This is a genomic window from Shewanella sp. YLB-07 (assembly GCF_009377275.1).
Genome location: NZ_VOQB01000003.1, coordinates 420890 through 444142 on the forward strand (window position 1 = coordinate 420890; position 23253 = coordinate 444142).

The 23253-nt window shown below is 45.4% G+C and carries 22 protein-coding genes; 13 read left to right on the top strand and 9 right to left on the bottom strand.

The window, feature by feature from the left end; translation table 11 throughout:
- The first annotated feature begins 13 nt into the window (after positions 1 to 13).
- Together FS373_RS08680 and FS373_RS08685 are read left to right on the top strand one after the other, a co-directional pair.
- Positions 14 to 793, top strand: a complete 780-nt coding sequence (locus tag FS373_RS08680; protein ID WP_152829267.1) for a substrate-binding periplasmic protein — start codon at positions 14 to 16, stop codon at positions 791 to 793.
- A gap of 68 nt (positions 794 to 861) precedes the next feature.
- A complete protein-coding gene (locus FS373_RS08685) occupies positions 862 to 1332 on the top strand; it encodes a thioesterase family protein (RefSeq protein WP_152829268.1) in 471 nt (156 codons plus the stop codon).
- Positions 1333 to 1376: 44 nt separating this feature from the next.
- Here FS373_RS08685 and FS373_RS08690 read toward each other — a convergent pair whose 3' ends face one another.
- Entirely contained in the window at positions 1377 to 2882 is a 1506-nt protein-coding gene (locus tag FS373_RS08690) for a bifunctional diguanylate cyclase/phosphodiesterase (protein ID WP_322619470.1), read from the bottom strand.
- 98 nt (positions 2883 to 2980) lie between these two features.
- On the bottom strand, positions 2981 to 3823 hold the full coding sequence (locus tag FS373_RS08695; protein ID WP_144045428.1) for an HDOD domain-containing protein: 843 nt from the start codon (positions 3821 to 3823) through the stop codon (positions 2981 to 2983).
- Between the two features lie 301 nt (positions 3824 to 4124).
- Here FS373_RS08695 and yegQ point away from each other — a divergent pair, with 301 nt between their 5' ends.
- The 5 genes from yegQ to FS373_RS08720 all read left to right on the top strand — a co-directional run bounded on the left by yegQ (position 4125) and on the right by FS373_RS08720 (position 8582).
- Positions 4125 to 5504 (top strand): tRNA 5-hydroxyuridine modification protein YegQ, encoded by a 1380-nt coding sequence (yegQ, locus tag FS373_RS08700; RefSeq protein WP_152829269.1) that lies wholly within the window; start codon positions 4125 to 4127, stop codon positions 5502 to 5504.
- Between the two features lie 187 nt (positions 5505 to 5691).
- Positions 5692 to 5949 carry a YfhL family 4Fe-4S dicluster ferredoxin gene (locus tag FS373_RS08705; protein ID WP_144045426.1) on the top strand — a complete coding sequence of 86 codons (258 nt, stop codon included), beginning with the start codon at positions 5692 to 5694 and terminating at the stop codon, positions 5947 to 5949.
- 698 nt (positions 5950 to 6647) lie between these two features.
- Positions 6648 to 7247, top strand: a complete 600-nt coding sequence (locus FS373_RS08710) for a heavy-metal-associated domain-containing protein (protein ID WP_229381108.1) — start codon at positions 6648 to 6650, stop codon at positions 7245 to 7247.
- A 3-nt stretch (positions 7248 to 7250) separates the two neighbouring features.
- Complete coding sequence (locus FS373_RS08715; RefSeq protein WP_152829270.1) at positions 7251 to 8135, top strand: transporter; 885 nt, start codon at positions 7251 to 7253, stop codon at positions 8133 to 8135.
- A 72-nt stretch (positions 8136 to 8207) separates the two neighbouring features.
- The gene (locus tag FS373_RS08720; RefSeq protein ID WP_144045425.1) at positions 8208 to 8582 is read left to right on the top strand and encodes a mercuric transporter MerT family protein; all 375 of its coding nucleotides are present in this window, start codon (positions 8208 to 8210) and stop codon (positions 8580 to 8582) included.
- A 66-nt stretch (positions 8583 to 8648) separates the two neighbouring features.
- On the opposite strand, the gene FS373_RS08725 is transcribed toward FS373_RS08720, so the two are convergent.
- The 5 genes from FS373_RS08725 to ubiT all read right to left on the bottom strand — a co-directional run bounded on the left by FS373_RS08725 (position 8649) and on the right by ubiT (position 11132).
- The gene (locus FS373_RS08725) at positions 8649 to 8885 is read right to left on the bottom strand and encodes a GDCCVxC domain-containing (seleno)protein (RefSeq protein ID WP_144045424.1); all 237 of its coding nucleotides are present in this window, start codon (positions 8883 to 8885) and stop codon (positions 8649 to 8651) included.
- Positions 8882 to 9262, bottom strand: coding sequence for a mercury resistance system periplasmic binding protein MerP (merP, locus tag FS373_RS08730; protein WP_322619471.1), 381 nt, complete (start codon positions 9260 to 9262; stop codon positions 8882 to 8884). Before merP ends, FS373_RS08725 begins: the two co-directional genes overlap by 4 nt.
- 24 nt (positions 9263 to 9286) lie before the next feature.
- On the bottom strand, positions 9287 to 9664 hold the full coding sequence (locus FS373_RS08735; RefSeq protein WP_144045423.1) for a mercuric transporter MerT family protein: 378 nt from the start codon (positions 9662 to 9664) through the stop codon (positions 9287 to 9289).
- A gap of 143 nt (positions 9665 to 9807) precedes the next feature.
- On the bottom strand, positions 9808 to 10206 hold the full coding sequence (merR, locus tag FS373_RS08740; protein WP_152829271.1) for an Hg(II)-responsive transcriptional regulator: 399 nt from the start codon (positions 10204 to 10206) through the stop codon (positions 9808 to 9810).
- 413 nt (positions 10207 to 10619) lie between these two features.
- A complete protein-coding gene (ubiT, locus tag FS373_RS08745) occupies positions 10620 to 11132 on the bottom strand; it encodes a ubiquinone anaerobic biosynthesis accessory factor UbiT (protein WP_144045421.1) in 513 nt (170 codons plus the stop codon).
- A 172-nt stretch (positions 11133 to 11304) separates the two neighbouring features.
- Here ubiT and ubiU point away from each other — a divergent pair, with 172 nt between their 5' ends.
- Together ubiU and FS373_RS08755 are read left to right on the top strand one after the other, a co-directional pair.
- Positions 11305 to 12306, top strand: coding sequence for a ubiquinone anaerobic biosynthesis protein UbiU (gene ubiU, locus FS373_RS08750; protein WP_144045420.1), 1002 nt, complete (start codon positions 11305 to 11307; stop codon positions 12304 to 12306).
- A gap of 191 nt (positions 12307 to 12497) precedes the next feature.
- Complete coding sequence (locus FS373_RS08755) at positions 12498 to 13367, top strand: U32 family peptidase (protein ID WP_144045419.1); 870 nt, start codon at positions 12498 to 12500, stop codon at positions 13365 to 13367.
- 136 nt (positions 13368 to 13503) lie between these two features.
- Here the strand turns inward: FS373_RS08755 and FS373_RS08760 are convergent, their stop codons facing one another.
- A complete protein-coding gene (locus FS373_RS08760; RefSeq protein ID WP_144045418.1) occupies positions 13504 to 14184 on the bottom strand; it encodes a DUF998 domain-containing protein in 681 nt (226 codons plus the stop codon).
- A gap of 360 nt (positions 14185 to 14544) precedes the next feature.
- Here FS373_RS08760 and FS373_RS08765 point away from each other — a divergent pair, with 360 nt between their 5' ends.
- Entirely contained in the window at positions 14545 to 16089 is a 1545-nt protein-coding gene (locus tag FS373_RS08765) for a methyl-accepting chemotaxis protein (protein ID WP_144045417.1), read from the top strand.
- 80 nt (positions 16090 to 16169) lie between these two features.
- On the opposite strand, the gene FS373_RS08770 is transcribed toward FS373_RS08765, so the two are convergent.
- Positions 16170 to 16958, bottom strand: coding sequence for a substrate-binding periplasmic protein (locus tag FS373_RS08770; RefSeq protein WP_152829272.1), 789 nt, complete (start codon positions 16956 to 16958; stop codon positions 16170 to 16172).
- 583 nt (positions 16959 to 17541) lie between these two features.
- Here FS373_RS08770 and FS373_RS08775 point away from each other — a divergent pair.
- From FS373_RS08775 to FS373_RS08785, 3 genes are all read left to right on the top strand, one after another.
- The gene (locus tag FS373_RS08775; protein ID WP_322619472.1) at positions 17542 to 18897 is read left to right on the top strand and encodes a YjiH family protein; all 1356 of its coding nucleotides are present in this window, start codon (positions 17542 to 17544) and stop codon (positions 18895 to 18897) included.
- Between the two features lie 138 nt (positions 18898 to 19035).
- The gene (locus tag FS373_RS08780; protein ID WP_144045414.1) at positions 19036 to 22725 is read left to right on the top strand and encodes a two-component regulator propeller domain-containing protein; all 3690 of its coding nucleotides are present in this window, start codon (positions 19036 to 19038) and stop codon (positions 22723 to 22725) included.
- A gap of 87 nt (positions 22726 to 22812) precedes the next feature.
- A complete protein-coding gene (locus tag FS373_RS08785; protein WP_152829273.1) occupies positions 22813 to 23229 on the top strand; it encodes a CBS domain-containing protein in 417 nt (138 codons plus the stop codon).
- Positions 23230 to 23253 lie beyond the last annotated feature (24 nt).

Consider the following 23253-nt stretch of genomic DNA (forward strand, 5'->3'; position numbering starts at 1 on the left):
GGTAAACGGACTCATGTCAGGACCAAACTTAGCCTTTTTGAAGGCAATTATATTTGCTAGCTCAACCTTGCTCAGCCCATGTAGCTATGCTCATGAAGATGACACTAACCAAGAGTCCCGTCGAGTCATCAAGCTTGCGGCAGAAGATAACTGGGCGCCATTTGCCAATGCCTCCGGCACAGGTATCTCTCATTCCATCATCAATTCGGCTTTCTCTCGGGTAGGCATTGAAGTCAAGAGCATAGTAGTGCCCTACTCACGAGCTGTAGTCATGGCCAAGAAAGGGCTCGTCGATGGTGTCTTCAATCTGGTTAAGGAAAAAAGCACCAAAAATCATTTTGTCTTCGGTGAACAACCTCTCTTCTCTGCAACGGCCTCTTTCTATCAGAATGTAAAAAAACCAGTCCAAGCCATAGATAAATGGCAGTTCCCGCCAAATACTAAGGTGGGAATTATCGAAGGCTATGAATATGGTGATGAACTTAACTTGCTGCCAAATGTTCACATATTTAAGCTTTCCAATCATAACCAGCTGATCAACTTGCTACTACTGGACAGAATTGATCTTGCTATCATGTATGATTTAGTCGCCGACCAATATATTCAACGCATGGGAGTCGCCGCAGATATAGAGAAGACCTTCACCAATCATACAGGCCAGGTCTATCTGGCTTTTTCTAAGGACAATCCACAGGCTGAAACCCTGGCAAAACTTCTGGATACCGGCCTGAACTCACTCAAGCAAGATGGTAGTTATCAAAAAATAATGACATCTATCGAATCTACTAATTAGAGACAAGTATTAAAATCTCTGTGCTAGACTAGCGCCAATTCTCAGAAGTATTGGCTCAAACAATCATCATGCACAAGACAGTTCAAAGCCCTAAAGAGCTGAATTACAGTTCTACATTCCATTTCCCGGTTCAAATCTATTACGAAGATACGGATTTTTCAGGCGTGGTTTACCACCCTAATTTTCTTAAATATTTTGAGCGAGCGAGAGAGCATGTCATCGGAGCTAAAACATTAGCTAGACTCTGGGATGAACAAGGATTAGGTTTTGCTGTCTATCGCAGTGATATGTTGTGTCATGACGGCGTTGAATTCGCCGATATTATAGACATCAGGACTCGTTTCTACTTCGAGAGTAAATACAGAACTGTCTGGCACCAGGAAATTTGGCGTCCGAATGCGAAAAAGCCAGCTGTCACCGCCAACATCGAAATGGTGTGCATGAATAAGGCGAGACAGCTGACGCCTATGTCGGCAGACTTATTGGCACATCTATGCCAGTCATTTACCGAGAGTCACCAAAGTGTGTCGCCTCTGTGATCCCAAAGAGCGCCAAGCAGATCACGGTATAATACCTGCAGATATTAGGCGGGCCGTATCTGCTCTGCTTCAATCTCTTTAGCTGTCATGGGTTTAGCAAAGAGATCGCCCTGGATTTTATCGGCCCCCATCTCAATCAGAGCAAGATTCACCGCTTGGGTTTCAACCCCTTCAACTGTGATACTAAAGCCCAGACCTTTCGCTAAATCTATGCTAGATCTCATGATATGTGCGGCACGTTTGTCAGTCAAAAGGTCATCGAGAAAGGCCTTATCAATTTTAACTTCATCGACAGGAAAGTTTTTTAGGTAAGCCAATGAGGAATGACCAGTTCCAAAATCATCTATAGCAACGCTTACTCCTATCTCTTTTAACTTCTCAATTGTGGCTATCGCCAACCCCATATCATCCATAAGATGGCTCTCAGTGATCTCGATAGAGAGTGAATCGGCTGACACACCATAACGGCCCAACTTAGCCTGAATATCGTCACACAGGGTGGCACTGATCATATCTTGGGTCGAAAGATTCACCGCAACCTGAAGACGAACATCCATGGCCTGCCACTTGGCCTGTTGAGAGAGCACTTGCTCTAACGCCCACTGGCTGAGCAGCTCGATCATGCCGGCATATTCGGCCAAAGGAATAAATTCAGCGGGAGAGATATGACCTAATTCACAGTGTTTCCATCTCATTAAGGCTTCTACTTGGGTGTAGGTTCCCGATGCCACATCTAATTTGGGCTGATAAACCATGTAAAGCTGACCTTGCTGGAGTGCCTTGGGAAGGTCATGAATAATGCTCAGTTCACGCTGCTGACTCAAATCATCTCCTTTAACATAACAGGCAAAGAAAGGTTTACGTGATTTGGCTTTTATCAGCGCGAGATCGAGACGCCTCAACAGGGCGCTGACATGAGTATGATGCAAATTGAGATCGACAACCCCCATCTGAATCTGTACGGAAATAGTACTCCCCTCTATTTCATAGGGAGTTTGTAGCTGCTCTTGCAGTGTCAACAAGATGCTTTCACTCTGTTGCGCCTCAAAATAAAGCAGGAACTCATCTTCATTCATTCTCGCCACATACACAGCCTGAGAGGCTGGAGCTATGAGTCGTTTCGACACTTGCCTGAGTAATTCATCGCCGACGGAGAATCCAAACAGATCGTTAACAAACCTAAACCGGTAGATATCGATTAAGACTAAGCTACCTTGCTTAATGGTACTCAATCCACTTAAACGTGATTTCACCCCCAGACGGTTAGGGAGTCCGGTCAACTTATCTTTATCGCTTGGACCGGGTAGCTCGAAGATGAGTCGTTGCAGCTCATGATACAGCCGGGCATATTTCTTGGGGGTTTTATCAGATGAAATGACATGCCCTTGGGAGTCAACCAATGGCTTGATCCCAAGCTTATCTCTTTGTTGCTGAAGCAGGCTTAGAAGATGTTGCAGAAAAGCTGTTTCACGCTTTTTATGCCGGTACCAAATGAGGATACCAGCGATACAAATTAACCATAAAACCCAATAGGGCCAGCCGCTTTCCACGCGAGTAATTTAACTCCTTAAAAAATATTTACTTAGATACTTGATCCATACTCTAACAGTCAATGACTCTACATTAGCTCATGAGTCAAATTAGCGGGCTACTCATAGCTCAACTTAATCGAATGATACTTATCGAGGAATTCATCGCTGGCTAACTCATCTGGCGACACAGGTAATCCACGCTGCACAAATACATCTAGCCTCTCTCCAAGATTGACTCCAGATCTGAGCTCGCCGGTATAGAAGGCTGCGGCTCGAACAAAATCCATATAAGAGACATTATCAGGCAGGTAAGAAAGATCTGACCACCGCTCGACAACTTCCATCACTTCCGGAGCAAAATCCCAGCTTTTCAGCACAGCGCGGCCTATGGGCCCCTGCATCTTTCGCACTAGCGCCCTAAGCTGATCGATACTGGTAAAGAGTTCAGGCTGAGACTCGGCTTCCGTCAATACAGGCAGAGCGCCGATATTATGCACCAATCCCGCCAGTGTCAGAGTATCAAAACTCAAGCCACAACCTTTATGAGACTTAATGTAGATCTGTAACATGGCGCAAGCTGCTGAGGTCACCTCGATAGAGGAACACCATACCTCATCCATCACCTCCCACACCATCTCGTTAGTCGAAATAAACAGCTGCTCCATGGCGACCGATGTTGCTATGGCCTTAATCTGAGTCAAGCCTATACGAGTGACGGCGCTATTAATGTTCTCGGCTTTCACTCCTCGGCTATACAGGGCACTGTTAGCCACTTTGATCATTCTTGCAGATATAGCTGCATCTTGGCCAATAATTTCGGCAACCTGTTTCGGACTTGAATCGGGTCTGGATACCACCTCCTGAACTCGCATAGCCACCTCAGGTAGCGTCGGCAAAACTAGGGAGTCAGCCTTTAATTTCTTTAAAAGCCTGACCAGTAGTTCATGTTCAGTAGACATTCGTGCTCCCATTATCTATTTAGCAACCAAATTTAACTCAATGAGTTTGCCGAGTATATCAGTGGTTACGTTAACTCGAGGTGTAAAAAGTATCCATGCAGTTAACATCTTGTTTAGATTCTAGCTAACTTTAGGATTATTAGGGAGTAAATTTCTGCTAAAGCTAGATCTAAAAGACCTACCAAAATCCGAAGACTTGATTTAGATCAAGTTAATGTAAGCTCAATTTGCTTAAGAATGCAGGCTCCGAGTAAAATGCCCGCCCGCTTGTTGCGCCTTTAACTGTTAATAGAGAATCATTATGTTTAAACCTGAGTTACTGTCTCCCGCTGGGACACTGAAAAATATGCGTTATGCGTTTGCCTACGGTGCAGATGCTGTCTACGCAGGCCAGCCAAGATACAGCCTTAGGGTGAGAAATAATGAATTCAAAATGGAAAACCTGGCAACAGGAATCCAGGAGGCCCATAGCTTAGGTAAGAAACTCTATGTGGTGAGCAATATTGCCCCCCATAACACTAAGCTAAAGACCTATATCAGGGATATGGAGCCAGTTGTCGCCATGAAACCCGACGCCTTGATCATGTCCGACCCAGGGCTAATCATGATGGTCAGAGAAGCCTTCCCGGAACAGGTGGTCCACCTATCGGTTCAGGCAAACGCCATCAACTGGGCCTCGGTAAAGTTTTGGCAGCAGCAAGGTATCAAACGAGTGATCTTATCCCGTGAACTTTCATTGGATGAAATTGAAGAGATACGTCAGCGTTGCCCGGATATCGAACTGGAAGTCTTCGTTCACGGTGCACTCTGTATGGCGTATTCGGGCCGCTGCCTACTGTCTGGCTATATCAACAAGCGCGATCCTAATCAGGGCACTTGCACCAACTCATGCCGTTGGAAGTACGACGTCCATGAAGCGAAGCAGACCGAGACAGGTGACATAGTTGCCGTAAACCCTCAAGCTCTTGTGGATCAACATGGTGTCCAAATTGAGAAGCCGACATTAGGTGAAGGGCAACCGACCGATCAGGTGGTATTATTACAAGAGGCTGGCAGACCCGGCGAGTATATGCCGGCATTCGAAGATGAGCATGGTACCTACATCATGAACTCCAAAGATCTGCGCGCCATTCAGCACGTCGATCGCCTGACTAAGATGGGTATCGACTCGTTGAAGATCGAAGGCCGGACTAAGTCTTTCTACTATGTAGCACGTACGGCCCAGCTCTATCGTCAGGCAATCGAAGATGCGGCATCGGGTAAAAACTTCGATCGCACCTTGATGCATAACCTCGAAGGCTTGGCACACCGAGGCTATACCGAAGGCTTCCTGCGTCGTCACGTCCATGACGAGTACCAGAACTATGACTATGGTTATTCGATCAGCGACACTCAACAATTTGTCGGCGAATTCACTGGCAAGCGTAACGATGCCGGCATGGTCGAGATTGACGTTAAGAATAAGTTCTCCGTCGGCGATAGCGTCGAGGTGATGACTCCTCAGGGCAATCTTACATTCAAGATTGAGCAGCTGATCAATCGCAAAGGCGCAAACGTCGAATCTGCATTAGGCTCGGGACATTTCGTCTTCCTGGCTCTGCCCGATGGTGTAGACATAGATAAGGCGGTTCTGCTGCGTAACTTGGCCCAGGGACAAGATACCCGTAATCCACACGCCTAGATACTAGGCTTTAGATCTTAGGTTCTAGGCTCTAGGACCTAAGTTTTAAGTTTTAGGTAAAGATAAAACAGGTAAAATACGAAAAGATGGCATTATTGATCGACGCCACTGATATACCAGGTATCGACTGCGGCAGTTGATACCTAAGACTAAACATTTATGCATGTACAACAGGTAAAATAGAAGAATGGCATTATTGATCGACGACAGCTGCATCAACTGCGACATGTGTGAGCCCGAATGTCCTAATCAGGCGATCACTATGGGCGAAGAGATCTATGAGATAGATGCAGATCTTTGTACCGAATGCGTCGGTCACTATGACAAGCCGACCTGTATTTCAGTATGCCCCATCGACTGTATCGACCCTGACCCTGCTCGCAAAGAAACTGACGATGAACTGTTAGCAAAATACCATTTGATCACAGGCAAGCCTGTCGAGTAAACCTTTAGCTATTTTTTACTTCATTGACTAAAATCAGCTCGCTTTAGTCAATAACTTATGCTTTTCATTAAAGGGCGCTTTATTCCTGCTACTTGTTTCTAAAAACGCCGTCAATCTACTTTTGTTTTGCTGTAAACTTTCCCCAGAAAGCAAACAGACAAACTCAGCTCTATAAAGCCTTGAAACATTATTACCTTTAAAAAAGTCACTCAATATCAGAGCAGATTTTTTCAATACCTCATCGGCACCTAAACAACCATAAGTCCAATAAAAATATAGTAGAAATATGAAAAAGTGAAAGATTGAGCTGTGAAGATCATAAAGAGATTAAATAACCTTTTGTTGAGACTGTAATAAAAGGTGTGTAATGACTTATTTATCCCATAAACCCTCACACATATGCATCACAACAATCAGTCTACATTTGAATCCAACAGCAAGAGTGTTAATCCCTTAAAGCACCTTGCTGAAAGGGTTCACAGCAATATAAATGACATGAAAGTGACATTTATTCTGGGGGAGTCTCCCAGCCAAGTTTATCTAACAATTAACAACGAGCACACCAAGCTTTCGTTAACAAGCTGAAGAGAAGCCAAGGTTAAAATCTCTGGTTTTTCTTACAAAAATATTGACTTGTAGCCGCGTCCGGAGACTAAAATTAAATTAGGGGTGATCTGAGTATTCTAAGGATGTCGACAGTGATTAAATATATGTTCCTCAAACAGGTGCTTATCTCGATATTGCTCGGGCTGCTAAGCGTTATTCCCCTTGCACAAGCCAGTACAGAAACCATCAACCTAGATAGACTCACTATACAAGTGAAAGGCATTGTCTGCTCATTCTGCGCCTTTGGGGTCGAAAAGAACCTGTCTAAGCTCCCCTTCTTAGATAAAACACAATTTGGCCAAAACGGGGTATTAATAGACATCAACACCCAAGAAATCACCTTAGCCTTACTAGCCGATAAATTCGTAGCCTATGCCGACATAGCCACGGCTATCATCAAGGGAGGTTATGATCCCGTCTCCTATCATGGCGTTATCGAAGGCAGGATCCAAAGCAGTGACGGCACATTGTACCTGGTCGACCAAGATAAAGAGCAAGTCTATAACTTACCTCAAACGGCCGAGTTAACCGATATTACCGGAAAACGAGTATTGATCGACATCACCCTCACCGCGGCTCAAGCCAAGGCCAGTAACGCCGAAGAGGTCTTAGTCTCTAAGTTTCATGTATCCCATGTCTACGAATTCAGTGAGCCAAGAATGCAGTATCCACAAGCTAAGTTCAGGCCATGATTTATGAATATCCGCCTGTCGTGCCTGCTTTACTTGATGTTGCTGACACTGACTCTGATTTTCACTTCCCAGCCAGCACTCGCCCACCAGCCCGTGATGGATATGGCTCCTCGTTGGGAAGATGGCTGGGGCTTTCAGCTACGCTGGCAAGATATTAGCTCGGATGTCTTGCTCGACGGTACATCGAAAATGGCCAATGAAGCCAAATGCAGCAGGAGCATAAACACACTCTGGCTCGAAGGCATCTATACCTTTAAACGTGAAGTCAGGCTCAGCTTCAAACTCCCCTATATAAAACAGAGCCGCACTGTGATTAAAGATATCGGTCCTGTACATGAAAGCGGATCGGGCATAGGCGATCTGATCATAGGCCTGCCTCTGAAACGATATAAGAATAAAGCAAACTCGACGGGAAATATTGCCATCACCCCCAGCATCCGCCTGCCCACGGGCAGTACAGATGCTAGCTTTCCAGTTGGAGATGGCAGCATAGATCTGGGCTTAAGCCTCTCAGCCAGCTTCGAGCAGGCCAAGCTGTATCAATACTACGATCTCTTCTACTGGGTAAATAACAAAGGTGACAAGGGAATAGATAAAGGCGATGAGCTCGGCCTGGACATCAACATAGGCTGGCACCCTTATCACGATAACCTAAGTAACACTGGTATATTTCTGATGCTGGATATCAGTGCCAGACTCGAACAAGAAGGCCGAGACTCTGCAGGGACGACCGGAGGAAAACGATTGTCCGCCGGTCCCATATTCGTCTGGTATCGCGCCGGTATCATGTTTCGCGCCGAATATAAGTTGCCCCTGTATGAAGATGTCGAGGGCATTCAAGTGTCATATGGCGAGGAGTTTACGCTCGGCATAGGCTTCGTGTTTTGAAAGCGTTATTTAAATAACATGAGTTTTATAAGAGACGTGAATTTATAGGTAATAGAATGAGACGGTACAAAGATGCTTAATCGAGACAAGCTCACCACCAACGTCTCCTTACTGGGAGGCTTTAGTCTAGCCCTGATTGGCACGACCTGCTGCGCCCTACCGATACTATTGGTGGCTCTGGGTATGGGCAGCGCCGTCGTCGCTATGGTCTCGACCTTACCCTGGTTAGTCACGGTGTCTCAATACAAACACATCACCTTCACGCTCACAGCTATCATACTGGCTTACTGTTTTTGGAGGCTCACTAGGATGACGGCATGTGAACCAGGCTCACAAAACACACTGAAATGGCAACGACGAGCACTATGGTTCAGTAGCGCTATTTTGATCATTTCTATGTTTACCGCCTATCTGTTACTTCCCTTAAGCCTTTGGCTGGATAGCTAAACTAGTTCGATCTATTTTAATCCGTTTCATGTCATTAAAAGTAAGCCAAATAGAAAGAAGCACGAGTCAAACGCTACAACAAGCACCCTTGCCTTTCTGAGCCGGTGCCAGCTGGATCGGTGGGCAAGGCACTGAGCCGTAGGAGCAATACACGCAGCAGTCTCCGGTCTTAGGTTTTAACAGGCTATGACATCGCTCACATTCATAGAACCATTGGCAGGCATTGGTTGGCATGGTCTCCATCTTGCTATTACCGCACTCAGGACAGGTTAATACCGACTCCAAAATCACCTTATCAGTCATGACTCATTCCCTTTATTAACGTTACTGTGTTCTTTACTGTCATTGTTTTTACGCGCTTCTATAACTTCGGAGGGATAACCTGCATCTTTGGTCGCCTCCATCAAACGCTCCACGCTAACCTTGTCATCATCGAAGATAACCCAGGCTGTCTTATCGCCAAAATCTACCTTAGCCTGCTCCACACCATCGAGATTTTCCAATGCCTTACGCACTGTGATGGGACACATGTCACAATCCATCGTTGGCACCATTAAGTTAACACTGCGGGTCTCGGCCAGAGCCGTTGTAGGCATGATGCCCAGTGCTGAGGCCAGCAGTACGAGGGACATAACAGTGGTAGCAGTGCTCTTTTTACTCATCAATATCCGTGGTTTCATCTCTTTCTCCAGATCCAATCAAAATTATGCCATCAGCCAAACCAGCCAATAGGGGCTCGAGACCAAAATGGCGGCGATAAGGCTCGTCAGCCAGAACACGACCTTAGAGCGGCGGCGATTATCTGGTACCGAGCAGACCCCGTCAGCGCTACACAGATCTAGCGGGCGATAAACTTTCCAGCCCGCCCAAAGAAACAGGCCGACGACAAGGGCAATAAAGTAAGGCCTTAAGGGATCAAATGCCGCTAAGGTGCTAATCCATGAGCCACTGATCCCCAGCATAAGCAACACGAAAGGACCGGCGCAACATAGGCTGGCACCTATAGCGGCCAACACTCCACCCACCATAGGCCAGGCAGGAGAGTCTGTTTTCAAGGTTTTATCATCTGTCTCAGTATTCATAGGCTCTAGTTATCAAGTCTATCCACAAGGAAGTGTGATTATATTCAGAGTGTAAAGCCTGTACCTAGATACGGAGTCAATAGACGAGTACTAAAATTCGTTTTAGAGGTGCTATGGCTAGTTTTAAGATGCCATAGCGAGTTTTAAGAAGTGCTATGCTCGGGAACCAAGGAGCTGATGATGGGGCAGCAGGCTTCATCGGGATTATGGCGACACTCATCGACCAGATTGGCCAAACTGTGCTCCAGTCGTTGCAGATCGTCTATCTTTGTCCGCACCGCTAGTAACTTCTTCTCGGCCAGTAGCTGAATATCGCTGCAGTGTCCCGCGCTCAAGGAGATCAAGGAAGCGATCTCATTGAGCGTAAAACCCAGTCCTTGGGCACGACGGATAAACATCAGCCTGAGCAGGGCATCTTGTGGGTAACGTCGATAACCCTGAACGGGTTTAGGTGGCTGCTTTATCAAGCCTTGTCTTTCATAATAGCGCACCGTTTCAACATTAACCTCGGCGGCTTTAGCGAGTTGTCCAATAGTAAACATATGGCCTCGGGATAACGTTTGTGGTTACCCCTATAATAACATTCCATATAAGTATGTGGTCAATTCAGAGACTCTCAGTTTTTTCAATTCAAGGCACATTGATGACGAAATAGTTATTCCCTTTAGAATCAATGCAACACAGAAGTGGAAACACTGAGAGCCTCACGTAGTGCGGGGTTCAAAACACTTTATGCTACGTTGAATGTTCTCGATATACGACTGCATGGATGCAGGAGGTAGAGCAACGCAGGAGCTTGTTGCCGAGAATAACTATTAGCTTCAAACATCCGCCTTGCCTGCAGCGCTTTGAACTCCCGCTGAATGATCAGATACTTACTCGGAATGGTATAATACCCAGCTCCCTAGAGCTCAGCAATAAGCTTCACATTTATGCCATTTGACACTCGTTATACTTACGCCATCTCAGGTTCGGCCTTAATCTGCAGCTGGCGGATAACCAGTGCCAGCTTTTCAATACTGTGCCTGATCGGTGATGGTAAGGTATCGAACTCGACGCTGAGCAGCAGGTTCTTCACCTCTAATCCCAGCTCGGTGTCGCCTTCGATGGACAACTTACGCTGGAAAAAAAGCGTATCGGGATCTTCTTTCCCCGCCGCGATCAGGAGCAGTTCTTTCGAATGTCCCGTAAACACCACTTGTGCATCGGTTCTTGGGCGTACCAACCAACGAGAGTCATAGCTGACTTCAAACTCCAATCCCATGTCCTCAACATGAATAGCCACCCAACGTCCAGATAAAAATTCCAACTCTTCATCTTCCCCCTGCTGCTTGAGCATTAATCTCAGCAGGCGAACTAACACATCGGCCTTCAACTTGAATGGCACCATAGCCAATGGTTGGCGCATAAGCTTAGGCGCAAGATTGAGGAGTTGCTTGGCGATATTACCTGAAAGTGGTATCTGCATATTAATCTGGTATCCGATAGCCTATATAACACTCTGCCTACAGCAGGAGAGTCAAAAAGAAAACGATTTTACCCATATTTTATGATCACAAACCTGTTTTACATCAAGTATTGGATAGCCAATCCCTTTTACACTCACTTTTCGATTTTTGGGAGTACCTTGGAGTAAGAATATGGAACTGCTGTGTCCGGCAGGTAATTTAGCATCGCTGAAAACTGCACTCAATGCAGGGGCCGATGCCGTCTACCTAGGTTTAAAGAATGACACCAATGCCAGATCCTTCGCGGGTCTCAACTTTACCCCGAAAAAACTTCAGCAAGCAGCCGAATACACTAAGAAGCGGGGAAAGAAGATCTTCCTGACCATCAACACCTTTCCCAAACCCGGAGAGGAGAAACGTTGGTACGAAGCGGTCGATATTGCAGCCAATACCGGGATCGATGCCTTGATCATGGCCGACCTTTCATTGCTGGACTATGCCCACAGCCACTACCCTCACCTGCCACTGCATCTATCTGTGCAGGCCAGTGCCACCAACTTGGGTGCATTGAAGCTCTACAAGGAAGAGTTCAACATAGAGCGCGCCGTATTGCCCAGGGTCTTATCGATGAAACAGGTGAGAGATCTCTCTAAGGTCACTCCGGTGGATTTGGAAGTGTTTGCTTTTGGCAGCCTCTGCATCATGGCCGAAGGCCGCTGCCACCTCTCCTCTTATGTGACTGGCCAGTCACCCAACACAGGTGGCTCCTGTTCACCGGCTAAGCACGTTCGCTGGCAGGAGAAAGATGGCACCCGATTGACACGCCTCAACGAGGTCCTTATTGATAAATCCTCCATAGACGAACAGATGGGTTACCCCGTGGTCTGCAAGGGGCGATATACCACACAGGATAACAGTGAGCCGACATACCTGCTCGAGTCGCCCACAAGTTTAAATACATTAAGCCTACTCCCTGAGCTCGCCAAAGCAAAAGTGGTGTCTTTAAAAATTGAGGGCCGACAACGCAGCCCGGCTTACGTAGAGCAAGTCACCTCGGTGTGGCGACGTGCCATCGATACCTATCTCGATAACCCGGACCAATATCAAACCCAAGATGAATGGAACAGAGCGCTATCTAAGGTCTCAGAGGGGCAAACCACCACATTAGGCGCCTATGAGCGCACTTGGCAATAACCTTAGCCAATACCTCTACGATTACCTTTGAATTGACCTTATGCGCTAAGCATTTAAGTTAAGATTCAAGCAAGCATTCAAGAAAACACGCGATGAAACTGCAAGGTGCCATGGCCAAACCATGAACACTGGTGGCAATAAGACCTGAATATCAGGCAGTCTGGCAGATGTCATACCACATAGGAAAACAGATGAAAGTATCACTCGGGCCATTATTATATTGTTGGCCGAAAGAGAAGGTTATCGAATTTTATCAATCCGTTGCCGATAGCCAAATCCCACTGGTGTATCTGGGCGAGACCATATGCAGTCGCCGCCGGGAGCTTAAGTTTACTGATTATATGGACTTAGCTCGTATGCTCAAAGCCTCGGGAAAAGAGGTGGTACTCTCTACTCTGGCACTGCTGGAAGCACCATCTGAATATACCGAACTGAAGAAACAGGTCGACAATGGTGAGTTTACCATCGAAGCCAACGACATGGGCGCGGTACAGGCGGCCAAAGAGCTGGGTTTGCCCTTTATCTGTGGTCCCACGGTCAATAACTACAACTTAGCCAGCTTGAAGAAACTACATAGCTGGGGCATGCAGCGTTTCGTCATGCCGGTGGAACTCTCTAAACATTGGCTCGACAAAGTTATCTCAATCGAAGCACCCGCTTTCGAAATCGAGGTGTTTGGCCATGGCTTTATGCCCCTAGCTCTCTCGGCGCGCTGCTTTACCGCCAGACACAAGGGACTGACCAAAGATAAGTGTCAGACCATCTGTATCTCAAATCCTAAGGGACTGCTAGCTCAGACTCAGGAATCGGAGCCCCTGTTACGCCTCAACGGCATACAGACTCAGTCCGCGGCCTGCATAGATCTCTCGTCAGAAAAAGCCGATATGGAAAAAATGGGTATAGATTATTTCAGGCTTTCTCCCTCGGGCATGGGAAGTGTCGAGCTTGCGGATAAACTATTTGATGACGAGCATCAGCTGCACGTGCAACAAGAAAAGAGCGGCTCTGAGCTCAGTTGCAACGGTTACTGGCACCAGGAAGCGGGCTTCAGCACTGTTTAAAGCAGACACACAAAAAACTATACGTCATTCCGCATACCTATGGCCGGAATCCAGTTTTTAGCTGTAAGGCACAAGACCAGATAAGAAAGCTATAAGACTGGAAGGTTACAAGCCTTCAAGCCTTCGAGCGACTAAATCATCCTCTGGACCTTAAGCTAGTGACCAGGCCTAAGGTCCAGAGCATAAATAACCCAATACAGATCCACTCCAACGTCGCAGGCCACCAGATATCCGGTCTGGGCAAGCTCATCACCATCTCCTGATAAAAGGGTCTACCTGCGGTCGTTAACCCCAAAGGTTTATGGGGAAACAATAGAAAGCTTAAGAAACTGATGAAGGTCAAAATACCTGTGAGTGCATTCCAGCGAGAATAGAAGAGCCTGCCCCTCATCAGAATATAAATAAGGTAGAGGAATGAGCTCACTACCCCTGAATAAAAAAAGTACTTTAATGCCGCTGTGTGCAGATGGTACACATTAACAGGAAATAACCCCGCAGCTGCCAGTGAAATAAACGTACAAACGAGTGCAATTAATAATGGATATAGGGCTCTATTATCCATAAGCTGGATAGAGAAAAGACAAAACATAATCAGACTTAAACTACCAAAAAATAGCCCGCCATTGATAACCACGGCAAATTTAGAATGACCATAGTGCCCCAGCTCACTGAGCGTGTGGTTGAGAAAATTAAAGCCATGCCCCTCAAAGTCCTGAAATCCAATCACAGATAACACAGTGCCGATAATTAAACCGACACTCCCAAGTACACCAAACTTAAACGCTAAACTGGATAGCTTTCTGCTCTTCTCTGCCATTTTTCCTTAGTTCACCCATCTCACACTCCCTTAACATACATGGAAGCAGAATTGATTAAAGAGGTCTAGCACTGATTTTTAGCCATTTAAATCGAGAACGGTCGCTTTATTTACAAGAAAAGGTATAACTCCTTAGATATCATAGTCTAAATTAAATCAACCGTCCGACAGATCATCTTTATTACTGCATGGTTTTAGGCGATTATTTGATAGTAACTCTCTATGACAAAATTATCCCCCATAAAGATAAACCTGATAAAATGCAAATAAAACAAACACATAAGCGGTATAGTTTATTAATAAAAATAATGACCGACAAAAAATCTGATACGGATCTCGCAGTTTTGAACGGAAAGTAGCATGAAAAATCACCTTACAAGAACCACCAGCCGAGAGATAAAACTCGCAGCTGGTGAAGAACTGATCTCAAATACAGACAGACGTGGGGTCATTACCTACGTAAACCAAACTTTTATCGATATCTCCGGCTTCAGGGAATCAGAACTGATCGGCCATAGCCACAATCTAGTCAGGCATCAAGACATGCCGGCTGCCGCCTTTAAAGAACTGTGGAATAAACTCAAGTTGGGTCAACCTTGGCGGGGCGTGGTCAAGAACCGCTGTAAGGATGGTTCCTATTACTGGGTCGATGCTTTCGTCTCTCCTCTGGTTGAGAAAGGCGAGATAATAGGTTATCAATCGGTTCGCATAAAAGCTTCTGATGAGCTTATCACCAGAGCTCTGCAGATCTACACTCGCCTCAATCAGGGAAAAACCGTCTCCGATCCCCTGAGTTTAAATCAAAAACGCATCTTATCCGCAATCTGTGCCACCTCAGGCCTGGCTGTGGCGGGGGCTCTCTGGGGTTGGGGCATCATTCTAGCTGGCGCGCTGCTCATGGGTCTCAACTTAGCCATCTTCTACGACGAAGCCTTCAGAATCCCCGCTAAATTAATGAAGATGAAGCAAGACTATGATTCCGTGAGCCGCTTCGTCTATTGCGGCCGCGATACTTCCTCCCTACTCGACTTTCAGATGTTGATGCAAAAAGCAAAACTACAGGGGGTCTTGGGACGCTCTCAAGACAATGCCAAACATATCGATGAAATAGCCGATGAGCTCATCGTCGCAGCGAATCAAACCCATGCAGGTTTAGAACATGAGAGTCAGCAAGTGGAGCAGATAGCCAGCGCCATGGAGGAGATGGGTTCAACCATAGCCGAGGTGGCACTCAATACTCAATCGACCTCGAACAGCATCGACGAAACCTATCAGCTGTGTCATGACAGCCGCATCAAGATGCAATCTAATACCAGTAATATTGCCTCACTCACCCAAGCAGTAACTGAAGCGGCGGCTAACGCACACTTACTCAACAAGGAAGCCGAACAAGTGGCTTCAGCCATGTCAGAAATTGATGCCATCGCCGAGCAAACAAACTTGCTGGCGCTCAATGCCGCCATAGAAGCTGCGCGCGCCGGCGAACAGGGACGAGGTTTTGCCGTGGTCGCCGATGAAGTCAGAGCCCTGTCGAAACGCACACAAGAATCGACTAACAGTATCTCCCACAGCGTCGATAAGATGTTCGCCATGATAACCAGCTGGGCCGGTCAGATGGATTTGAGCCGGGCTCAAGCCGAGTTGTGTGCCACCGATACCCAAGCATCGGCACAGAAGATAGATACTATCTATCAGGCAATCAGCACCATACACTCACTGGCACAGCAAAACTCGGTAGCCGCAGATCAGCAAAAGCAGGTGGTCGATGAGATCAATCAAAATATTGCCGCTATCAGCCTAGCCAGTAACGATAACTTACGCGCCGTGCAAACCGTCGAAGCATCGGTACTCGAACTGAAGATCAATGCCGACAAAGCCAAGGGCATGAGAGATACTTTCGGTTAGTTAGTTGATTAGTAAAAGGGCAAGTTAAGCTTTAAAACTTGCCCTTTTACTATGACCAAGTGGTGTGGAGGCTTGCCAGGTTAATTGCTTAGTTGAGGGTCATAAGATTGAATAATCCTATTAAGGCTACCGTCCTGTTTCATTGAGTTCATCGCCTCATCAAACCTATCACGAATATCGGTAAGTTGATTTTGTTTAGAGAATGCCAAATAAGCAAGCCTTGCATCTATAGCTGGGGTTAACGCTATAATTTTTTTACAGCGTGTCAACTGCGGGTAGGTTTCTTTGATTAGCTGGTTAAACACATACTCACTATTACGCCTCTCCCCAACCATGATATCAGTGACCCCGGTACATAGTTTCACTAGTAGTTGCGGTATATCCACTTCATAAGTGAGTTTAGTGAGCTTATTCTGGGCGACTAAATCATCAAAATAAGGTCCGTAACTAAAGTCTTTTTTTACCCCGAAGCGAAAGTGACTAAGCTTAGTCAGATCTTCGCTATATTCAATATTTGAGCCCTCAGTAACGAACAGGTGTATCTGTGCCTTCGAGAGTGGAAGCTTACTGTAGTCAATATACTCCAGTCGCTCTGGACGAATAAATACCCCTACCATGCCATCAATCTTACCAAGTCTGAGCCAGATCAATGCACGACTCCAAGGCATGACATTGAACTCAATAGGGGTCTCAGTTCGTCTAAAAGCCTCCTCTATTATGCGAATCGATATCCCTTCAACGCCATCACCTGAAGTGAAATGATAAGGAGGATACTCAACAAAGGCGATAGATAGGGGTTGCTCGACACTGAAAAGATATGAGGGAATAAGTAAGGTTATTAGCGCTAGGATCCTAAGTTTGAGTTTCATCTACTCCTCTCCTTATTCATTAACATGTAGGTGGCGCCACCTTTTATCTATCAAGTTTAGCCATCACTGACAATAATGCCTTAATGCTAACTGACAGAATAATTATCATTAGAGGTGGCAGTGTCATTCATATCAATCCCCCGAAGCTTAGGCACTCGAACTGAAGATGAATGCCGACAAAGCCAAGAGCATGAGAGAGACTTTCGGCTAACCTTGCTTTATCACCTCGAACAATAGCGGCGTGACTCCATGAGCACGTCGATTTCCTTTGCAAAAACGCCACCAAACACATAAAAGAAACACAAACCAAACACCTGCAACCACAAAAATTAACCACAGCAAAACCAAAAACATACATCATGTATCCTTGTCTATTTCACTAAGATATAAATACTCAGAAAGGTGTAATAACTATGCTTTAACGGTGATTAATCCCATCAAGCCTGAGAATCGTTTTACATACAGGATTTAAGGGGGTAATCTTGCCCCCCTCGATTTGAATGGATATTCAAAATTAATTTCAAATCGGATGAAATGTTAACTTATTGCAATTGTGCCAAAACGGTAATTTAGGGTAAAAAAAGTGGCTGAAAAACAAACCCATAACATAAAAACGATATTGACGTTTATTATTCCGTCATTGATAGGTCTACTGTTGTTTATGACGCCTATCAGTTATAACGACGCTATCACTATCCCAATCGCTATCGTATCTAAGGGGCTACAGAGCCTACTTGGTAACACGATCACAGCTATAGTCACCGCGATTATCGCGATAACAACCACGGCGAGTGTGATCACTAAACTGTTTAAGCCTGCGATGATCATCAATCATGCATTCTTCAACTCACTGCTCAATGTCACGCCAGCCTGGCTGGTTGTTCGCTTACTTGGCGCCATATTCGTAGTGATGACCTTCTTCGGTGTGGGTCCTGAAGCGATCACATCTGGTGATACTGGTGCGCTGATCTTAAATGACCTCTTGCCATCACTATTTAGTGTGTTCATTTTCGCAGGTATGTTACTGCCGTTACTGATGAATTTTGGTTTACTCGAATTTATCGGCACGTTATTAACTAAAATAATGCGTCCAGTATTTAACTTGCCAGGACGTAGCGCCGTCGACTGTATGGCATCTTGGTTAGGTGATGGCAGCGTCGCCATCTTAATGACCAGTAAGCAATATGAGAAGCGTTTATATACTCAGAGAGAAGCCGCGGTTATTGGCACCACTTTCTCTGCGGTGTCAATTACCTTCTCCCTGGTAGTAATCTCTCAGGTCAGACTCGAGCATATGTTTGTGCCTTTCTACTTAACCGTTTGTTTAGCAGGCATCTTGGCTGCGATTATCGTCCCTAAACTCCCTCCCCTGCGTTGGAAGAAAGATAACTATATCGACAACACCCCAAGACACCCAGATGATGAAGTGATCCCACAGGGACACGGTGTATTTTCCTGGGGCTTAGAACAGGCTCTCGCCAAAGCTGGACAAGCCAACGGTATCAAGCAGACATTTACAGATGGCATAAAGAATGTCATCGACATGGTGTTTGGCGTTATTCCTGTTGTCATGGGGATCGGCACTATTGCCTTGATTATCGCGGAATATACACCAGTATTTCAGTATTTAGGTATGCCTTTTATCCCGCTTTTAGAGCTGTTACAGGTCCCTGAAGCGGCCGAAGCATCCAAAACCATAGTGGTCGGTTTTGCCGATATGTTTATCCCTTCGATTCTTGCTAGCTCAATCGAGTCGGATATGACACGTTTCATCATTGCCGCATTGTCTGTGACTCAGCTTATCTACATGAGTGAAGTTGGCGCGCTATTGATGGGCAGCAAGATCCCAATCAACATTTTCGAGCTTTTCGTGGTATTTATCCTGCGTACTCTGGTCACTCTGCCTATCATTGCTGGTGTAGCGCATCTGATATTCTAAGTTACCTCCTCCCAAAAAAAGAGTGGCTCTGCCACTCTTTTTTTTTGTCTATTTTTTATTGCCCCTCTTGTACGCACTTTTATTGTTAGCTTCTAAACTTAAAGACTAAATCACTTATAGAACCCTAAACTCAGTATAATGAGAAGTCTTACCTTTCTGTCTTTCTTACTCGTGGCGAATCTTGCCTGGGCCAGCCCAGTCAAATTCGACTTTTATGAAGCTAAGCATGGCTTGTCCATGAATACAGTCACAGATATCGCTACTGATGATGCTGGCTACCTGTGGGTCGCGACCCAAGATGGGTTAAATCGGTTTGACGGAGAACAATTTAAAATCTATCGGGTGACCGGTGATAATCGCGGTCCAACCGAAAAACACATAAAAAAACTATTCTTCGGCAGAAAAAAACAACTTTGGTTACTCACCAAAAGTGATGGATTAAATCTTTATCAGGCGTCGACCGACACCTTTAAATCTTACAACAGTGAAAATACCCTACTCCCCAAGGCGATGTATACAGACATAGGCCAAGATGGCCAAGGAAATTTATGGCTAGCAACGAACTCAATAGGACTGATCCGATACTCTCCAGCAAGCAATGAAATTATCAAACATTATCGCCAAGCGAGTGATCAGCTCAACAGCAATCATGTCAAACAAGTCTTCGTCGATAAGTTCGACAGGCTATGGTTAATCACAGACAAAGGCCTATCCCAGATAAATAGCAAGGGTGAAGTGATTGATTACCCCAATATTCAATCTAAAATCATGGATAGCATCACCAGCCTCGAAGTAGGACACAGCAATACCCTGTGGATTGGAACGAAAAGCAAAGGGTTATACTTATTCGATATCTATACAGGTTCACTAAAAGAGATCACGTCTGCGTCTAGTCTCAGAGGAAGAAAAATAACCAATATACAACAAGGCAGATTCGGTAAACTTTGGCTTGGAGTAGAATCCGTCGGGTTAGCCAGATACTCACCTCAGAACAAAACAATCCAATATTTCATCAGCGACCCAGACAAGGCATATAGTTTGAGTAGCCCGATAGTGACAGCCTTAAGCTTAGATAGTGAGAATCAGCTCTGGATTGGCACCCAAGGAGGTGGGCTCAATAAGATCTATCTCGAAGCCGAAACCTTCGGCCATATACATCCCTTCAGTTTCACTGATAATAATCTACACAACGGTAATATCAGGAGTATTTACAGAGACAGGCATCAGCAACTCTGGATTGGTACGTCTATGGGGCTCTATCGTGCACAAGAAAATAAGCACAAAAAGATCACTGGCTTCGAGTTATTCGAGGTGCCAGGATCTAGGCTCTCCCAGAGTTTTATCAGTTTTATCATAGAAGATAAACAAGATAGGTTTTGGGTCGGCACCCGAGGTGAAGGCTTATTCATCTTCACTGCAGATAAGCAAAGTTATGTGCATTATAAGCATGAGCCTAATAACCCCAATGGCCTGCCAAGCGATCTGGTATTGAGCATATACTTCGATCATCAAGACAATGCCTGGCTCACAACCCGCAATGCCGGAGTCGCTAAGTATATAGACGAAGAGCATGGCTTTACCCAATATAAACATAAGCGGGATGACGCAAACTCCATAGCGAGTAACGAAGTTAATGCGGTGATACAAGATAAAGCGAATAATTATTGGTTTGCTTCATATACCGCAGGTTTAAGTAAACTATCCCCGGAAGGAAAATTCACCCATTTCAGCACTGACACAGAATCCCCCATCCCCAACAGGCATCTATTGGCTCTGTTTGAAAGCGATACCGGCCTGCTTTGGCTTGGGTCTACCGAAGGGGTTTTCTCTTTCGATCCCATCACATATGAAAGCCAAGTGTTCAACATGGATAATGGCCTCATAGGCGATACGGCCTACCTCACCATCTTAGATAAACAGCAGCGACTCTGGATTGGTACTTCATCAGGTCTAAGCCAATTAAACACCCAGAATTTCAATATAAAAAACTACACCATTATTGATGGTCTGCAGGATAATGAATTTAATTATGGGGCAGGTTTTATCGACGATGACAATCGTGTTTACCTTGGAGGAATCAATGGTTTTAATTATTTCTTTGCCTCTCAACTTCCCAAATTACCAGCACCAAGAAAACCGGTAATTAATCGCCTCTCGGTGAGAAGCTCAACAGACCCTGCTCGTATACAGCATTCACCAATAGCCCAGGAAACTAAGTTAACCTTAACCTATGAAGATGACCTATTCACGTTTCATTTTCATAGTCCTGAGCTTCACCGGGCCACCCGCTTAAGTTATGAATATAGGATGATAGGCCTGCATGACAAATGGCTAGCCACCAATAAAGATCAATCGGTCCATTTCACGGGTTTAGCTGCTGGTGCCTATATTTTCCTCCTGAAAGCTAAAGACATTAATGGCCAATCTAGTCCGGTCAGACAAGTAAACGTAAAAATTCTGCCCTCCCCTTGGCGATCGTGGTGGGCTTATGCGCTATATTCGCTGGCACTAATCTCAATATTTTCAATGACATTTTACTCAAGAGTGAATAAGTTCAATCAGCAGGCACGTTTACTTCGAGATAAAGAGAAGAGTGAGCAGAGACTACAACTCTCATTGTGGGGCAGCGGAGATGAGTTCTGGGATTGGGATGTAAAAAATAGCAAGGTGGTACGCACCAATACTTTTCTCAATTATCCAAGCAATGAAACTCACCTGCAAGAGACGCTGAAAACCTGTATTCACCCTGACGATCTAGTCGATATCAAACCCAAAATGGATGCATGTATAAATCAAGGTATAGATAAGTTCGAGATGATTTATCGTGGCAAGATGATGAATGGCCACTGGCTATGGGTACAGAACCGAGGTCAAGTCATCGACAGGGATAATCTGGGCGCTCCAACCAGGCTAGCTGGCACTATTAAGAACATTCAATCACAGAAGGAGACTGAGGCAGAACTCATCACTTTGAATCAAGATTTAGAAAAAAGAGTACTGGGGAGAACGCTACAGTTTCAACAAAGCAACGATGAACTTAAGCAGGCCTTAGAAAAACTCGAATTTACTCAGAGTGAGCTCATTAACAAAGAGAAGATGGCCACATTAGGTGGACTCGTTGCCAGTATCACCCATGAGATCAATACACCAATAGGCATCAGTGTCACAGCGGCATCTCATCTACAAGAAAGCGTGAAGGTATTTAACAAGAAGTATACCGAAGGCGATGTCTCCCATGAAGACTTTGAGCAATATCAAAATGAAGTCTATGAGGCCTCGATACTTTTACTCTCCAATTTAGACCGGGCAGCTAAGCTAATTAAGAGTTTTAAACAGGTCTCGGTGGATCAATCCCATGAAGATATTCAGGAGTTCAACTTAAAAGTCTACCTGGATGAGATCTTCCTCGCGCTAAACCCTTTACTGTCGAGAACCGGGCATCAGTATTCCTATCAATGCCCCGATAACCTCATGGTTAAGAGCCGCCCAGGGGTGTTCTATCAAATCATCAGTAACTTGTTCAATAACTCGGTCGTACATGGCTTTCCTGACGGTCACTCAGGGAAATTAACCCTCAACGTCATTAAGGTTGAGAGTGGTATCGAGATGATCTACCAAGATAATGGTTGTGGTATGTCTGCATCAGTTCAAGAGCAGATATTCGATCCCTTCTTCACCACTAAGCGAGGTAAGGGAGGCAGTGGTTTAGGCATGAATATCGTCTATAACTTAGTGACTCGGGAACTAGAGGGGGAAATACGCCTGCATTCGGAACTCGGTGCCGGCTGCACTTTTAATATTTCACTGCCTATGAGTACATTGGTATAACCCATAGAAGATTAACTTCCCTCCACCTTATCTAACTGTTATAAATATGTAAACACTCACATTTATGTTTTGTGAAGGGAGGCTTATATGGACTTAAAGCTGGATATAAGAGTATCAGAGATCATGATCACCCGCATCGTCACCATAGAGATGGACGATAGGCTCACAGTGGCCAAAGAGATATTTGATAATGCGCCCTTCCATCACCTACTGGTTATCGAACACGATGAACTGCAGGGAATACTGTCTGAACGCGACTATCTACGAGCGTTGAGCCCTAATATAGGCAATATCAACGAAACCGAACGCGACAGTGAAACCCTGCAAAGAAGAGCTCATCAGGTGATGACAAGAAAACCAGTCACCATAGCCCCAAATAAAACCATCAAGCAGGCCAGTAAGCTGCTACTCGAGCATGATATAGGCTCATTACCCGTTTTAGATAAGGGAAAGCTTGTGGGCATCATCACCTGGAAAGATCTGTTAAAAGCTTTTTCGAGCTAAGAGATAGGTCCTAGGAACTTACTC